The 16,816-nt window shown below is 35.5% G+C and carries 16 protein-coding genes; 12 read left to right on the forward strand and 4 right to left on the reverse strand.

Going from position 1 to position 16,816, the window contains the following annotated elements:
* Positions 1 to 13: 13 nt before the first annotated feature.
* The gene (locus ACIQ2L_RS05110; protein WP_396157036.1) at positions 14 to 1,411 is read left to right on the forward strand and encodes a WG repeat-containing protein; all 1,398 of its coding nucleotides are present in this window, start codon (positions 14 to 16) and stop codon (positions 1,409 to 1,411) included.
* A gap of 89 nt (positions 1,412 to 1,500) precedes the next feature.
* On the opposite strand, the gene ACIQ2L_RS05115 is transcribed toward ACIQ2L_RS05110, so the two are convergent.
* A complete protein-coding gene (locus ACIQ2L_RS05115) occupies positions 1,501 to 1,674 on the reverse strand; it encodes a helix-turn-helix domain-containing protein (RefSeq protein WP_396157037.1) in 174 nt (57 codons plus the stop codon).
* 452 nt (positions 1,675 to 2,126) lie between these two features.
* Here ACIQ2L_RS05115 and ACIQ2L_RS05120 point away from each other — a divergent pair, with 452 nt between their 5' ends.
* The 8 genes from ACIQ2L_RS05120 (at position 2,127) to ACIQ2L_RS05155 (ending at position 10,036) form a co-directional block, all read left to right on the forward strand.
* Positions 2,127 to 2,558: a MarR family winged helix-turn-helix transcriptional regulator gene (locus ACIQ2L_RS05120; protein ID WP_396157242.1), complete on the forward strand. Its 432-nt coding sequence runs from the start codon at positions 2,127 to 2,129 to the stop codon at positions 2,556 to 2,558.
* A 39-nt stretch (positions 2,559 to 2,597) separates the two neighbouring features.
* Entirely contained in the window at positions 2,598 to 2,948 is a 351-nt protein-coding gene (locus tag ACIQ2L_RS05125; RefSeq protein WP_396157038.1) for a four helix bundle protein, read from the forward strand.
* 43 nt (positions 2,949 to 2,991) lie between these two features.
* Positions 2,992 to 5,382, forward strand: coding sequence for a 3-hydroxyacyl-CoA dehydrogenase/enoyl-CoA hydratase family protein (locus tag ACIQ2L_RS05130; RefSeq protein ID WP_396157039.1), 2,391 nt, complete (start codon positions 2,992 to 2,994; stop codon positions 5,380 to 5,382).
* A gap of 175 nt (positions 5,383 to 5,557) precedes the next feature.
* Complete coding sequence (locus ACIQ2L_RS05135; protein ID WP_396157040.1) at positions 5,558 to 5,932, forward strand: four helix bundle protein; 375 nt, start codon at positions 5,558 to 5,560, stop codon at positions 5,930 to 5,932.
* Between the two features lie 240 nt (positions 5,933 to 6,172).
* A complete protein-coding gene (locus tag ACIQ2L_RS05140; protein ID WP_396157041.1) occupies positions 6,173 to 7,354 on the forward strand; it encodes an acetyl-CoA C-acyltransferase in 1,182 nt (393 codons plus the stop codon).
* 132 nt (positions 7,355 to 7,486) lie between these two features.
* Entirely contained in the window at positions 7,487 to 9,277 is a 1,791-nt protein-coding gene (locus ACIQ2L_RS05145) for an acyl-CoA dehydrogenase family protein (RefSeq protein ID WP_396157042.1), read from the forward strand.
* A gap of 144 nt (positions 9,278 to 9,421) precedes the next feature.
* The gene (locus ACIQ2L_RS05150; protein ID WP_396157043.1) at positions 9,422 to 9,586 is read left to right on the forward strand and encodes a hypothetical protein; all 165 of its coding nucleotides are present in this window, start codon (positions 9,422 to 9,424) and stop codon (positions 9,584 to 9,586) included.
* 36 nt (positions 9,587 to 9,622) lie between these two features.
* The gene (locus ACIQ2L_RS05155) at positions 9,623 to 10,036 is read left to right on the forward strand and encodes a hypothetical protein (RefSeq protein ID WP_396157044.1); all 414 of its coding nucleotides are present in this window, start codon (positions 9,623 to 9,625) and stop codon (positions 10,034 to 10,036) included.
* Here ACIQ2L_RS05155 and ACIQ2L_RS05160 read toward each other — a convergent pair.
* Entirely contained in the window at positions 10,033 to 10,530 is a 498-nt protein-coding gene (locus ACIQ2L_RS05160; protein WP_396157045.1) for a metallophosphoesterase family protein, read from the reverse strand. The two genes, ACIQ2L_RS05155 and ACIQ2L_RS05160, sit on opposite strands and share 4 nt — an antisense overlap.
* 122 nt (positions 10,531 to 10,652) lie before the next feature.
* On the opposite strand from ACIQ2L_RS05160, the gene truA reads away from it, so the two are divergent.
* From truA to lpdA, 3 genes are all read left to right on the forward strand, one after another.
* Positions 10,653 to 11,390 carry a tRNA pseudouridine(38-40) synthase TruA gene (gene truA, locus ACIQ2L_RS05165; protein ID WP_396157046.1) on the forward strand — a complete coding sequence of 246 codons (738 nt, stop codon included), beginning with the start codon at positions 10,653 to 10,655 and terminating at the stop codon, positions 11,388 to 11,390.
* Positions 11,391 to 13,148, forward strand: coding sequence for an ABC transporter ATP-binding protein (locus tag ACIQ2L_RS05170; RefSeq protein ID WP_396157047.1), 1,758 nt, complete (start codon positions 11,391 to 11,393; stop codon positions 13,146 to 13,148).
* Between the two features lie 222 nt (positions 13,149 to 13,370).
* Positions 13,371 to 14,759, forward strand: a complete 1,389-nt coding sequence (lpdA, locus tag ACIQ2L_RS05175; protein ID WP_396157048.1) for a dihydrolipoyl dehydrogenase — start codon at positions 13,371 to 13,373, stop codon at positions 14,757 to 14,759.
* 177 nt (positions 14,760 to 14,936) lie between these two features.
* Here lpdA and ACIQ2L_RS05180 read toward each other — a convergent pair whose 3' ends face one another.
* Both ACIQ2L_RS05180 and ACIQ2L_RS05185 read right to left on the reverse strand, forming a co-directional pair.
* Positions 14,937 to 15,779, reverse strand: coding sequence for an isoaspartyl peptidase/L-asparaginase (locus tag ACIQ2L_RS05180; protein ID WP_396157049.1), 843 nt, complete (start codon positions 15,777 to 15,779; stop codon positions 14,937 to 14,939).
* A gap of 68 nt (positions 15,780 to 15,847) precedes the next feature.
* Positions 15,848 to 16,720, reverse strand: a complete 873-nt coding sequence (locus ACIQ2L_RS05185; protein WP_396157050.1) for a cyanophycinase — start codon at positions 16,718 to 16,720, stop codon at positions 15,848 to 15,850.
* Between the last annotated feature and the right edge of the window lie 96 nt (positions 16,721 to 16,816).

Genomic DNA, 16,816 nt, shown 5'->3' on the forward strand with positions numbered 1-16,816 from the left:
AAAAAAATAAATTATGAAATATATAGTAACTACTGTATTTTTTACTATGGCGGTTGTTCTAGTAAATGCCCAAACCAAATATGAAAATGTAGGGATGATTGGAGAATATAAAGCGGACTGGGCATTAGTTACACTTAACAATAAATTAGGATTCATTAATGAACAAGGAAAAGAGATTGTAAAACCAACCTATGATAAGATTGGGCAATTTGGTGATTATAAAGCAGAATGGGCATTAGTAATTCTTGACAAAAAACTTGGTTTCATTGATGAGCAAGGAAAAGAAGTCGTAAAACCAATTTATGACTTCATCGGACAGTTTGGTGAATTTAAAGCAGATTGGACTTCAGTGCAAATTAGCAAAAAACTCGGGTTCATTAATGATAAAGGAGAAGAAGTCGTAAAACCAATTTATGACTTCATCGGACAGTTTGGTGAATTTAAAGCAGATTGGACTTCAGTGCAAATTGGCAAAAAACTAGGACTCATTAATGATAAAGGGGAAGAAGTCGTAAAACCAATTTATGACTTCATCGGACAGTTTGGTGAATTTAAAGCAGATTGGACGTTAGTAGAACTTGACAAAAAACGAGGGTTCATTAATGTTAAAGGAGAAGAAGTCGTAAAACCATCCTATGATATAATCGGACAATTTGGCGAAATTAAAGCAGATTGGACGCTGGTAGAACGTAACAAAAAACTTGGGTTCATTAATGATAAAGGAGAAGAAGTCGTAAAACCATACTATGATATAATTGGACAGTTTGGTGAATATAAAGCAGATTGGATATCAGTATGGCTTGGCAGTAAACTGGGTTTCATCAACGATAATGGTGTAGAAGTCTTAAAACCATCCTATGATATAATTGGACAGTTTGGTGAATATAAAGCAGATTGGTGTGTAGTCGAACTTGGCAGTAAACTTGGCTTTATCAACGATAAAGGTGTAGAAGTTGTTAAACCTATTTACGATAAAATAGGACAATTTAGCGAATATAAAGCAGAATGGTTATTAACAGAACTTGGAAATAAACTCGGGTTTATCAACAATAAAGGAGAAGAAGTAGTAAAACCTACTTATAACAAAATTGGGCAGTTTGGCGAATTTCAAGCGGAATGGGCTTTAGTAGAGCTTGACAACAAATTAGGATTTATTAACGAACAAGGTCAAGAAATCATTATTCCTACTTATGACAAAATCAAGCAGTTTGGTGAATACAAAGCAGACTGGGCTTTAGTTCATCTTGACAACAAATTAGGATTTATTAATAACCTTGGAAAAGAAGTTGTTACACCAACCTATGACACAATTGAACAATTTGGAGAAATTGAAGCAGACTATGCAGCGGTAACCCTAAAAGGGATAAAAGGTTTTATTGACTTAAATGGCAAATTTATTGCTAAAAAATAGAAGTACAAGATATAACAATACCCCGATTACGATGATTTGAACCCAATCTCGTTTGTCAACGAGACGGGAAATCGAAGTGACGGTGCCGTTTAATAATCAAACCGCTTCGACGGGTCTTCCTCCTTAATAATGCTATTGATAAATTCCTGTGTAAAAAAACTTTTGGAATAAAAGTATCTTCTGCCAACTTTGGTACAAGGGATGTCTCCATTGTTACGTAACCGCTGTAAAGTAGACTTGCTGCAGCGGAGGAGTTGCTGCATATCGAGGCTGTCTAGTAAAACCTCTTCTTTTTTTTGTGGTATTCAGGGCTTCAATACGAGCTTCCAGCTCAGATAACTTCCCCATAATCACGATAACGTACTTTTGGTTCATAAGCTAAAGTATTAATCAGACTACTGTGGGCTGCAGTCCGGTGGTTCTTACAAGCCAACTTAGAAAAGTTGTGCCTTTGGGTTTTGGCTTTCTGTAGGTTTTTTTATTCTTAAGGGAATTTTAAGGGAGAGAAAAGAAGCAAGAAGCAAGAGAAAAGATGGTAACATCTAAAATAGGAATAATGTCTACTTATTATAAACACTCTTTCTTCTTGCCTCTTACATCTTGCTTCTTGCTTCTTGCATCTTGCATCTTTATAAAAAAAATTAACACAAATACTATGCGCGCATAATAAATTTTTATATCTTTGAAACGTCAACTAAGTCGTTTTAGTTATGCTATGAAAGAAAAAACAATAGATTATATACTCCGCGCTACCTGGCAAGCCGTTGCCCGAATGTATAACGAAGAAGCATCCAAATTTGATGGTTCGATGGCAATTGGTTTTGCATTACTAAGTATCGATAAAGAAGACGGAACGCCATCAACAGCCATTTCTTCTCGAATGGGAATGGAAGCTACTAGCCTCAGTCGCACGCTGAAAACCTTAGAAGAAAAAGGATTAATCATTCGGAAAAAAAACCCAAACGATGGAAGAGGTGTTTTAATTTATTTAACTGATTTTGGAAAAGAAAAAAGAGCGCAATCCAAAGAAACAGTATTAAAATTTAATGAAACCATTCGAAACAATATATCGGAGGATAAGCTTCAGAATTTTATGGAAGTAGCTGATGTGATTAATGAATTGATTGCTGAGAAGAAAATATTTTAGAGAAAAGAAGCAAGAAGCAAGAGGCAAGAGGCAAGACTTATGAAACATAACTTTAAGAATCTAAAAATATGGATACTATCAATGGAAATAGCCAGTGATATACATAAAATAAGTTTAGAGTTTCCTAAAAGTGAGGTTTATGGATTAGTGAGTCAAATGAACAGAGCTGCGGTTTCGATGCCTTCAAATATTGCTGAAGGCTCAAATAGAGGTGATATTCATTTTAAACATTTTTTAAATATCAGTTTAGGCTCCTCTTTTGAATTACAAACACAATTATTAATAGCAAATCAAAATAGTTATATAACCGAAGAAAGAACAACAGAAATAGAAAATAAGATTATTGAATTCCAAAAAATGATTACTGGTTTTATCAGTAAACTGGAATAGTCTTTTCTCTTGCTTCTTGCTTCTTTCATCTAATAAAAAATAAATGAAACGAACAATCAAAAAAGTGGCAGTCGTCGGATCTGGAATCATGGGTTCTGGAATTGCGTGTCATTTTGCCAACATTGGTTTAGAAGTACTGCTTCTAGACATTATTCCAAATGCGTTAACGGAGGCTGAAGAAAAAAAGGGACTTACTTTAGAAAGTAAGGTGGTTCGCAATCGTTTGGTAAACGATCATTTAACCAATGCTTTAAAATCGAACCCATCGCCTATTTACAGTCAGAAATTCGCAAGCCGAATCACCACGGGAAATACTACTGACGATATGGCTAAAATAGCCCATTACGATTGGATCATTGAAGTGGTTGTAGAACGTTTGGATATTAAAAAGCTAGTCTTTGAACAAATAGACAAATTCCGTAAACCGGGAACATTAGTAACGTCAAATACTTCGGGTATTCCGATAAAATTCATGAGCGAAGGACGTAGCGATGATTTCCAAGCGCATTTTTGTGGAACGCATTTCTTTAATCCAGCACGTTATTTAAAGTTATTTGAAATAATTCCTGGACCAAAAACATCATCAGAAGTATTAAATTTCTTATTTGATTATGGTTCAAAATACTTAGGAAAAACGTCTGTGATCGCTAAAGATACGCCTGCTTTTATTGGAAACCGTATTGGAATTTTTGGTATCCAAAGTTTATTCCATTTGGTGTCAGCTATGGGATTAACTATTGAAGAAGTTGATAAATTAACGGGACCTGTTATTGGCAGACCAAAATCGGCAACGTTTAGAACGGTTGATGTTGTTGGTTTGGATACTTTGGTGCATGTGGCTAATGGATTATACGAAGGTTGCCCAAATGACGAAGCGCACGATCTTTTTAAATTACCAGATTTCATCACTAAAATGATGGAAAATAAATGGTTGGGGAGCAAAACAGGGCAAGGTTTTTATAAAAAAGAAGGCAAAGAAATCCTTTCCTTAGATTTAGATTCTTTAGAATACAGAGCTGCTAAAAAAGCTTCGTTTGCCACCTTAGAATTAACTAAAACCATTGACAAACCTATTGATCGTTTCAAAGTTTTGGTAAAAGGTAAAGACAAAGCAGGTGATTTTTACAGAAAAAATTTCGCTGCTATGTTTGCGTATTGTTCCAATCGTGTTCCCGAAATAACCGATGAATTCTACAAAATTGACGATGCTATGAAAGCAGGTTTTGGTTGGGAAAACGGCCCGTTTGAAATTTGGGATGCTATTGGTGTTGAAAAAGGAATTGCCTTAATGCAAGCCGAAGGATATCAGCCAGCAACTTGGGTTACTGACATGTTAGCCTCGGGAAGCTCCAGTTTTTATTCCATTAAAGAAGGTGCTACTTATTTTTACAATATCCCAACCAAATCACAAAACAAAGTACCAGGACAAGATAGTTTTATCATTCTAAACAATATTCGTGAAAGCAAAAAAGTATGGAGCAATAGCGGTGCTGTAATCACTAATATTGGAGATGGTATTTTGAATTTAGAATTCCAATCAAAAATGAATACCATTGGTGGCGATGTTTTAGCGGCCATCAATAAAGGAATTGATTTAGCCGAAAAAGAATACAACGGATTGGTTATCGGAAATCAAGCAGCCAATTTTACGGTTGGTGCCAATATCGGAATGATTTTTATGATGGCCGTAGAACAAGAATACGAGGAACTAAACATGGCTATTAAATATTTTCAAGATACGATGATGCGTGTGCGCTACTCTTCTACTCCGGTAATTGTGGCGCCTCACGGAATGACATTAGGTGGTGGTTGCGAAATGACCATGCATGCTGATAGAGTTGTGGCTGCGGCCGAAAGTTACATTGGATTGGTAGAATTTGGCGTGGGTGTAATTCCTGGTGGCGGTGGATCAAAAGAAATGGCATTACGTGCTTCCGATTTGTTCCATAAAAATGACGTCGAATTGAATGTACTGCAAGAATATTTCTTAGCTGTGGCGATGGCAAAAGTTTCCACATCGGCGTATGAAGCATTTGATACGGGTGTTTTACAAAAAGGAAAAGATATTGTGGTAGTTAACAAAGACCGACAAATTGCAGTGGCAAAACAAATCGCATTGCAAATGGCAGAACAAGGATATACGCAACCTATTCAACGTAAAGATGTAAAAGTACTAGGAAAACAAGCGTTGGGAATGTTTTTAGTAGGAACCAATCAAATGGTGGCTGGAAAATACATTTCTGAACACGATTTAAAAATCGCTAACAAACTCGCTTATGTGATGGCTGGTGGTGATTTATCAGAACCAACATTCGTATCCGAACAATACTTATTAGATATTGAACGTGAAGCGTTTTTGAGTTTGTGTACTGAAAGAAAAACGTTGGAAAGAATTCAGTTTATGTTAACTAAGGGGAAACCGTTGAGAAATTAGTATTAAGACAGAAGTATTAAGTATTAAGACTGGAGTATTAAGTATTAAGACTTATTTATTAAGTATTAAGACAGAAGTATTAAGACTGATGATAAGGGTTTTTAAAGTATAAAATAATTAAATAATTAAACATGATTAGTAGTCTTAATACTCTAATCTTAATACAACACAGAATATGCACAACTTTGAAAAATTAAAAATTTGGCAGAAAGCAATGGATATAGCCGTTGAAGTTTATGAAGTTTCACTGCTTTTACCTAATGATGAAAAATTCAATTTAATTCATCAAATAAAAAAATGTGCTATGTCTATTCCCTCAAACATAGCTGAAGGTTCAGGAAGAAATCATAACAAAGAATTTATTCAATTTTTAGGAATAGCAAATGGCTCAACTTTTGAATTAATCACTCAATTAATTTTAGCTAAAAGATTAAAACTAATAAAAGAAGAAACAATTCAACCAATAATCAATCGGTTAGTAGAAGTTTCAAACATGAATTTCTCATTTCAAAAAACATTAAAACTTAAAGTATTAAGACTAGAGTATTAAGTATCAAGATATAATTGCTAGTAAAAGTTCTTAAATATTTAATACTCTAATCTTAATACAATAAAAAAAAAAACAATATTGGAAGTCTTAATACTTAATACTCCAATCTTAATACAATAAAAAAACAAAATATTGGAAGTCTTAATACTTAATACTTAATACTCCAATCTTAATACAATAAAAAAACAAAATATTGGAAGTCTTAATACTTAATACTCCAATCTTAATACTTAAAAAATTATGAAAACAGCCTACATAGTATCCGCATACAGAACCGCCGTTGGGAAAGCTCCAAAAGGTGTTTTTCGATTTAAACGTCCCGACGAATTGGCAGCCGAAACCATTCAGTTCATGATGAATGAATTACCCAATTTCGACAAGAAAAGAATTGACGACGTAATGGTAGGAAACGCCATGCCTGAAGCCGAGCAAGGATTGAATGTGGGACGCTTAATTTCCCTTATGGGATTAAAAGTGACCGATGTTCCCGGAGTAACTGTCAACCGTTATTGTGCATCTGGATTGGAAACTATCGGAATGGCCACTGCAAAAATCCAAAGTGGCATGGCTGATTGCATAATTGCTGGTGGTGCCGAAAGCATGAGTTTTATTCCAATGGGTGGTTACAAACCAACACCAGATTACGCCGTGGCGAAAGCTGGAAACGAAGATTATTATTGGGGAATGGGTTTAACAGCGGAAGCGGTTGCCAAACAATTCAGCATCTCTCGCGAAGACCAAGATGCTTTTGCATTCCACTCACATCAAAAAGCATTAAAAGCGCAAGCCGAAGGTAAATTTGATAAGCAAATTGTTCCGATAACTGTGGAACAAACGTTCATCAATGAAAATGGAAAAAAAGAAACCAAATCATACACAGTAACCAAAGATGAAGGACCAAGAGGGGATACCAACACTACTGCTTTAGGAAACTTAAAACCCGTTTTTGCTGCCGATGGAAGTGTTACGGCTGGAAATTCATCGCAAATGAGCGATGGTGCTGCATTTGTTTTAATCATGAGTGAAGAATTGGTAAAAGAATTGAACCTCACTCCAATAGCTCGATTAGTAAATTTTGCATCGGCTGGAGTGGAACCAAGAATTATGGGGATTGGACCTGTGAAAGCCATTCCGAAAGCGTTAAAACAAGCTGGATTATCTTTGAATGACATTGGCCTAATCGAGTTAAACGAAGCCTTTGCATCCCAAGCATTAGCAGTTACTCGTGAATTAAACTTGAATCCGGATATCATCAATGTAAATGGTGGTGCTATTGCTTTAGGTCATCCATTGGGTTGCACCGGAGCAAAACTTTCTGTTCAACTTTTTGATGAAATGAAACGACGTGGCGATAAATATGGAATTGTAAGTATGTGTGTTGGAACTGGGCAAGGAAGTGCGGGGATTTATGAATTATTATAATTATAATATTCTTCCTTTTCGTCATTCCGACGAAGGAGGAATCTCATAGTAATAGAAAGGAGTTGATGAGATTCCTCCTTCGTCGGAATGACAAGATTGTAAATAAAATTCAAAATTTAAAATAACAGTACAATGAGCGATATAACCCGTGGAGGACAATTCCTCGTAAAAGAAACCAAATGTGAAGATATCTTCACTCCAGAAGATTTCTCAGAAGAGCAAATCATGATGCGCGACAGCGTAAAAGAATTTGTGGACAAAGAAATTTGGCCTAACAAAGACCGTTTTGAAAAGAAAGATTACGCCTTTACAGAAGAAATAATGCGTAAAGCTGGCGAAATGGGTTTTCTTAGTGTTGCTGTTCCTGAATCGTATGGTGGAATGGGAATGGGATTCGTAGACACATGCTTGGTTTGCGATCATATTTCGGGAGCAACAGGTTCGTTTTCAACTGCTTTTGGAGCACATACCGGCATCGGAACCATGCCAATTACATTATATGGAACCGAAGAACAAAAACAAAAATACGTACCTAAATTGGCTTCAGGCGAATGGTTTGGCGCGTATTGTTTAACGGAACCGGGAGCTGGTTCTGATGCCAATTCCGGAAAAACAAAAGCTGTTTTATCGGAGGATGGAACGCATTATAAAATTACAGGTCAAAAAATGTGGATTTCTAACGCAGGGTTTTGTTCTGTGTTTATCGTTTTTGCCAGAATAGGTGATGATAAAAACATTACAGGTTTCATTATAGAAAATGATTCAAACAATGGAATTACGATGAACGAAGAAGAGCATAAATTGGGAATTCGCGCTTCTTCTACACGTCAGGTTTTCTTTGCAGACACTAAAGTGCCTGTAGAGAACATGTTGTCTGAAAGAGGAAACGGATTTAAAATAGCGATGAATGCTTTGAATGTTGGTCGAATAAAATTAGCAGCAGCTTGTTTGGATGCACAGCGGAGAGTAACTTCTAATGCTGTGAATTATGCTAACGAAAGAATTCAATTTAACACTCCTATTTCTCAATTTGGAGCTATTCGATATAAATTAGCCGAAATGGCAACTTCTGCGTATGCGGGAGAAAGTGCTACGTATCGCGCTGCAAAAGATATTGAAACCCGAATCCAATTGCGTGAAGCTGAAGGAACATCGCATCAAGAAGCCGAATTAAAAGGTGTGGAAGAATTTGCAATCGAATGTTCTATTCTAAAAGTGGCTGTTTCCGAAGATGTTCAAAATTGTGCCGATGAAGGAATTCAAATTTATGGTGGAATGGGCTTCTCGGAAGATACACCAATGGAAAGCGCTTGGCGTGATGCTCGTATTGCGCGCATTTATGAAGGCACCAACGAAATTAATAGAATGTTATCGGTGGGAATGTTAATCAAGAAAGCCATGAAAGGCCATATTGATTTATTAGGCCCAGCTTCTAAAGTGCAAGAAGAATTAATGGGAATTCCGTCCTTTGACACTCCAGATTATTCTATATTATTTTCAGAAGAGAAAGAAATAATTGGAAGATTGAAGAAAGCATTCCTTATGGTTGCTGGTGGTGCGGTTCAAAAATATGGTCCTGATTTAGATGGACATCAACAATTATTAATGGCTGCTGCCGATATTTTAATTGAAATTTATATGGCAGAAAGCACCATTCTTAGAACAGAAAAGTTAGCCAAAAAAGAAGGTGAAGCCAAAGTGAAGGAGCAAATTGCAATGGCCAAGTTATACTTATACAAAGCAGTAGATGTGGTTACTCAAAAAGGAAAAGAAAGTATTATTTCTTTTGCTGAAGGTGACGAACAACGTATGATGTTAATGGGTTTACGTCGTTTTACAAAATATACCAACATGCCAAATATCGTTGGATTAAGAGAAACCATTACTGCTAAGTTAGTGGCAGAAAATAGTTATTGTTTTTAGTTTTAAAGTTACGTTAATCGTTAGAAAAGAAAGCAATTTAAAACGGTGCTTTTCTTTTTTTAGAACGAACATATAACCATTTAATAACATTCCTAGATAGTGTAAAATAGTATCCTTAAATTAATTTTACAAAAACTTTATAGTATGGAAGTAAATTGGATTATTATTGGTAGTGTACTCTTAATGGGGATTTTGATTATTATTTTTTTAATTCGACGAAATCTTAAAGATGAAAAAGATGTAATAGAACATTTTAACGAAAATGCTTCAATATTTTCTGATGGAGATTCTGATGCAAATGATGTTTGAAATTTCTATATTTACATTTCAAACATATAAATAGATATGAATTATTTTAAAGCTATTCTTTTTTGGATTTTACTTTCAATAAGTGCACAATTTACATTTGCTCAAAAAATTAAAATTAAAGACAACATAGCTTATGTTGATGAGAAGCCCTTTTTAAAAGTTAGCGACTGTGGTATTTTTAAAGAAGAATGTTCTATTAGCAATTTGGATGGAAAAGAAATTATTTTTTTAGACAATCTTACAGACCCTAGAAGACCTGGCACTTACTTTCGTGCCGTTTTTATTGGATTAAATACTACTATTGAAATCAAACAATCGCTGAAGACTTTATTAGAAATTTTGTATAAAAATAAAGTTGTTGGTGACGATGGCACATTAATTAGAGATAATGTAAAAATTCTTTTTGAAAAATATGGTAATCGTATTTCTTTAAAAGATAGCGAAGACTAACCCCTATTACCCAATTCAATAATCTCCAAATTCTGAATTTTATCCCCATCAATTTCAAAGCGCAACATTGTTCTAACCTGATGAAAACCATAGATTCCACAAGCACCTGGGTTCATGTATAATAAATTCAGTTTCTTATCAAACAGCACTTTCAAAATGTGTGAATGTCCGCAAATGAATAGCTTTGGCGGATTGTTCTGTAGTTCGGCTCTAATACTTTGATTGTATTTTCCTGGATAACCACCAATATGGGTTATCCAAACAGCAACGTCTTCGCAAAAAAATCGATTATGTAACGGAAACTCCATGCGCGCTTTATCGTCGTCTATATTGCCATAAACCGCTCTCAAAGGCTTTAGCGATTTTAAAGTGTCAGATACTTTCAAATCGCCAATATCGCCTGCATGCCATACTTCATCTGCTTGTTGAACATATTTCAATATTTTGTCGTCTATGTGACTGTGGGTATCTGAAAGAAGAAGGATTTTTTTCATTTATGCTGAACTTGTTTCAGTATCTAAATTATTTAAAGTTGCAAATTTATACTAAAAACTTTACCCTTTTCTCAATACAAATTCTTTGTAACTTTGCGACTTAAATTTGGCACCTATACACCTTGAGATATTTTATCGAATTAGCATATAAAGGAACAAACTATCATGGTTGGCAAATGCAACCTGATGCCATTTCTGTTCAAGAAACACTCCAAAAAGCCTTATCCATTTTACTCAACGCAACCATTGATATTGTTGGTGCTGGCAGAACAGATACCGGAGTGCATGCCAAACATATGTTCGCTCATTTTGATTTTGAAACTGAAATTGACACACCACAATTGGTTCACAAACTCAATTCCTTTTTACCCAAAGACATTGTAATTTACACTATCTTCAAAGTTGATGACGAAAGTCATGCTCGTTTTGATGCCATCAAAAGAACGTATGAATATCACATTCACACTAAGAAAGATGCCTTTGAGAATGAAGGAAGTTATCAGTTTAATCAGCCTTTGGATATTGAAAAAATGAATGAAGCCTGTGCTATTCTTTATAACCATAATGATTTTGAATGTTTTTCTAAAGTAAATACCGACGTGAGAACTTTCAATTGTGTTATTTTTGAAGCTTATTGGAGCCAAATCGGAAATAAAATTATTTTTACCATCACCGCAGATCGATTTTTACGAAATATGGTGCGCGCCATTGTGGGAACAATGATTTCGGTTGGTACAGAAAAAATTAATATAATCGATTTTGAAAAAATTATTGAAAGCAAAAACCGCAGTCAGGCAGGGTTTTCTGTACCTGCTCAGGGCTTATATCTGACGAAAATAGAATACAATTACCTACAATAAATGCAAGCAAAAGCATTCGACACCAAGCTGTTCAAGAGAATACTAAAATATGCTAAACCTTATAAATTCAGGTATTATAGTGTGATTTTCTTCGCCATTGCGCTTTCTGTTTTTGCTGCGCTTCGCCCTTATTTATTGAAAAAAACGGTAGATGAGTATATAAGACCAATGGACAAACATGGCCTATTGTTTTATGTAACGCTAATGGGGATTGTGTTATTATTTGAAGTGCTTTCTCAGTTTTACTTTGTGTATTGGGCCAATTGGTTGGGACAAGATATCATAAAAGATATCCGAACTAAATTATTCAAACACATACTTACATTCAGAATGAAGTATTTTGATAATTCACCCGTAGGAATGTTGGTAACTCGTTCTGTATCTGATATCGAACAGATAGCCCGTATTTTCAGTCAAGGATTATTCATGATTTTTAGTGACTTATTAAAAATGATTGTAGTCCTATTTTTTATGTTTTATATGAATTGGCGATTAACATGGATTGTTATTGTAGCCATGCCGATTCTTATTTATTTCACAAGAATTTTTCAACGTAAAATGCAAATTGCCTTTGAAGAAGTAAGGACTCAGGTGAATAACATCAATGTTTTTGTTCAGGAACGGGTTACGGGAATGAAAATTGTGCAGCTTTTTAATCGTGAAAACATCGAATTTGAAAAGTTCAAAGAAATTAACCAGAAGCACAATCAAGCTTGGATAAAAACTATTTTTTACAACTCTATCTTCTTCCCCATTGCCGATATCATTTCTTCGTTTGTACTTGCTGGAGTCGTAATTTATGGTGGATTTCATATAATTGATGGAGACAAGTTTACCACATTTGGCGATTTATTTTCGTATACTATGTTTATCGGAATGTTGTTCAATCCGCTGCGTCAAATTGCGGATAAGTTTAATGAAATGCAAATGGGAATGATTGCTGCCAATCGTATTTTTGACATTTTGGATACCAACGGCGATGTTCAAGAAAGCGGAACCAAAACAGCAACGCATTTTAAAGGAACCATACTTTTTGAAAATGTTCGCTTCAGTTACATCGAGAAAGAAGAAGTATTAAAAGGCATCAATTTAAAAGTCAAGGCCGGACAAACGGTAGCAATTGTTGGTGCAACTGGTGCTGGAAAGTCAACAATTATAAATCTATTAAATCGATTTTATGAAATAGATTCCGGCACAATTTATATCGATGACCAAAACATCAATGATTTTACTTTGGAAAGTCTCCGCATGCAAATTGCAATAGTCTTGCAAGATGTTTTCCTTTTTGCGGATACCATTCACAATAATATTACACTTAACAGTACTTCAATTTCTCGAGAACAAGTAATTAATGCGGCTAAAGAAATTGGTGTGCATAAATTTATCAAAAGCTTACCTGGTGGCTATGATTATGATGTAAAAGAACGAGGTGTAATGCTTTCCTCAGGACAGCGTCAATTAATAGCATTTCTTAGAGCGTATGTTTGTAATCCGAGTATCTTAATTTTAGACGAAGCCACTTCCTCTATTGATACCTACAGCGAAGAATTGATTCAAAAAGCAACTGAAACTATTACCAAAGGTAGAACTTCTGTAGTAATTGCACATCGTTTGGCTACCATTATCAATGCGGATAAAATCATTGTGATGGATAAAGGGCAAATTGTAGAAGAAGGATCTCATCAAGAATTAGTAAATAAAACAGACGGTTATTATAAAAAATTATACGATTCACAGTTTGCTACTGAAGTAGAATAATTTTCAAAATAAATCCATAAATTCGCAGACGCAATTAATCTAAGAATTTTTTACATAAAATGACACGAGCGAAGCGACTGCATTTTCACAAATAACAAAATAAACAGGAGAAAATGACACGAGCGAAGCGACTGCATTTTCACAAATAACGAAATAAACAGGAGAAAATGACACGAGCGAAGCGACTGCATTTTTTTCAAATAACAAGTAAATACTCAAAAAATGAAATACGATATTATTGTTTTAGGAAGTGGTCCAGGTGGTTATGTTACAGCAATTCGAGCCTCGCAATTAGGTTTTAAAGTAGCTGTTATTGAAAAAGAAAGTTTGGGAGGCGTATGTCTAAATTGGGGCTGTATCCCAACAAAAGCCTTACTTAAATCGGCTCAAGTATTTGATTACCTAAAACACGCTTCAGACTATGGATTAACCATTAAAGAATTTGATAAAGATTTTGCTGCAGTGGTAAAACGTTCTAGAGACGTTGCCGACGGGATGAGCAAAGGGGTTCAATTTTTAATGAAAAAAAATAAAATCGACGTAATCGAAGGTTTTGGAAAACTTAAACCAGGAAAAAAAGTGGACGTTACCGATGCTACTAAAAAAGTTACGGAATATTCAGCAGACCACATTATCATAGCAACTGGTGCTCGTTCTCGTGAATTACCAAACTTGCCACAAGATGGTATAAAAGTTATTGGTTACCGTCAAGCGATGACCTTACCATCACAACCAAAGAAAATGATTATTGTAGGTTCGGGTGCTATTGGAGTGGAGTTTGCGCATTTTTATAATGCCATGGGAACAGAAGTTACTATAGTGGAGTTTATGCCTAATGTGGTTCCAGTAGAAGACGAAGATATTTCAAAACAATTTGAGCGTTCTTTGAAAAAATCGGGCATTACTGTAATGACCAATTCGTCGGTTGAAAGAATCGACACATCAGGAAAAGGTGTAAAAGCATTTGTAAAAACGGCTAAAGGCGAAGAAACAATTGAAGCTGATATTTTACTTTCCGCTGTCGGAATTAAAACAAATATCGAAAACATCGGTTTAGAAGAAGTTGGAATTACGACCGACAAAGATAAAATTCTGGTTGACGCCTATTCGCAAACCACTATTCCAGGATACTACGCTATTGGTGATGTAACTCCAGGTCAGGCTTTGGCTCACGTTGCTTCAGCAGAAGGAATAAATTGTGTTGAAAAAATAAAAGGTCTGCATGTAGAACCTATTGATTATGGTAACGTTCCTGGCTGTACCTATGCAACACCCGAAATTGCTTCTGTGGGTTTAACCGAAAAACAAGCCAAAGAAAAAGGATACGAATTGAAAATCGGAAAGTTCCCATTCTCAGCTTCTGGAAAAGCAAAAGCTGCTGGAACTCCAGACGGATTTGTAAAAGTAATTTTTGATGCGAAATATGGCGAATGGTTAGGCTGTCATATGATTGGTGCTGGCGTTACCGATATGATTGCCGAAGCTGTTGTCGCTCGTAAATTAGAAACAACGGGACATGAAATTCTAAAAGCAATCCATCCACACCCAACCATGAGTGAAGCCGTTATGGAAGCGGTTGCCGATGCTTATGGAGAAGTGATTCACTTATAATGAAAATTTTAAAAATAAAATTCCCATTCAACGATGGGATTTTTTATTAAGGAGCACTTCGTCTGTCTTTCTCAGACTAGTCGACCCGCCTTCCACGCTGCACGGCAGCTAGTTTCAACCTGCCTGACGGCAGACAGGTCGGGGCTATTTTTCTATTACAGTAGTTCTTTTGAAATTTTAATCAAAAACTTCCTCGTTCTCACCATCAAAACTGGCAAAAACCATACTTGGATGCGAATCTTGATGAAAAACGTTTCCTTTGTTGTCAATAGCTATTGCTCCTGCAAAGCCATCAAAAGGAAGTAATTCACTAAATGTTTTTTCAAAAGCTTTTTCTAACGAAAATCCATCGGTAACTCGAGTTACAATTTTTGCCGCTACTGCACCACTTACGATATCTTCACCGACGCCTGTTAAACTTACACCACAAAATTCATTTGCATAATTTCCGGCCACGGTAGCCGAATCGGATATTCTACCTGGAATTTCAAACCCTTTTCCTCCTGTAGAAGTGGCTACGGCAATTTTTCCGTCATTGTCGAAAGCGACACATCCAACAGTTCCTATTCGGGTTGCGGCTAATTTTGCTTCATATTCCTTTCTTCGTTGCGGAATTTCGGTAGAGAATTTTTCAAAACCATTTTCGCGAGCAAAGTTAGTGGCACCGCTTCCACCCAATACTTTATCGTCATAATTTAATAAAACTTGAGCCACTTGAACCGGATTTTTAACTTCTTCAATATTAATAACGCCACTCATTTTTAAGGTAGAACCATCCATTAAAGAAGCACTCATTCTTATTTTTCCATCACTCTGAATTTGGGAACCAATTCCGGCATTGAACAACGCATCATCTTCTAACATAGAAACGGCATAAACAACTGTTTCTAGAGCCGAATGGGTTTTTAAATAGTGATATGAATCTTTAACAATACGGAGTAACGCTTGTTGTTTCGCAACTTTCGTTTCATGATTGGTTGCTGATTCCGAGAAAAATCCACCGTGAATAATGATTTTCATTGTTGTGAAGTTTATGGTTTATGGTTTATAGTTTGTCGTTATAACAACAAACTATAAACAACAAACTTTTATACATATTGTGAAGATTTGATGGTCATTTTAAACGTATCCAAATCAAAAGTATCATTTTTACTCATCACATGGGTAACCAAATGGTTGATTGAGATGGGCTGACCTAGTTCTACTTGCGTTAAATTGGTGTCTTTAATTTCTCTACCATCCACTAAAATTACAAGTCCAGAACCTAAGGCTTCCATTTGTCTTCCGTTGGTGATCAACAAACCGGTATCTTCTCCAAGACCAATTCCTAATACTTTAGGATTGCCTACAACAGCCTGAAACAATCGACCTATTCTTCCTCTTTGTACAAAATGAGTATCAATAATTACATCATCAATAAGTCCTAAACCAGAAGTGATTTTTACTTCACCTTTTAATAAAGCTTCATGGCTACTGCCTTGATAAATCATATTATTAGAAGCTGCAGCGGCTCCAGCCGAAGTGCCTGCATAGACAAAATCTTCAGTACGGTATTTGGTAATAAGAATCTCATCAAAGAGCGTTCCACCAAGAATAGAAGTTAATCGCAATTGATCGCCACCTGTGAACATGACAACATCAGCAGCTCTCAATCGTTCCAATACTTCATTTTCAGAGGCTTGCTCTCTTCTTTCGATATGAATAACATCTACATTATTGGCTCCTAGATAATTGAATGCCTTTACATATTCGGGGCCGATTTCTCTGGGAATTTTTGAAGCTGTGGTAATCACTTCAATTCTAGATAATTCTTTGTTTTTCGATTCGTTTATTATTCTCTTTAAAATTCCTTCTTCAAAGAAATTTAAATTTTTTGGAGCGCTTTTGTCCAAATCTGTCTCGGTAAAACTGCCTTTGTCAACAGCTCCACCAATTATAATTAGTTTACCTTGTATCTTCATATCGGTAAAAATAACAAAAACTTAAAACCTACAAACCTTTTTTCTGTATTTTGAACGTAATTTATCAACGGAGTTATCAAGAAAAAGTATTCTCAA

Source organism: Flavobacterium sp. (assembly GCF_044369455.1).
Lineage (GTDB): Bacteria > Bacteroidota > Bacteroidia > Flavobacteriales > Flavobacteriaceae > Flavobacterium.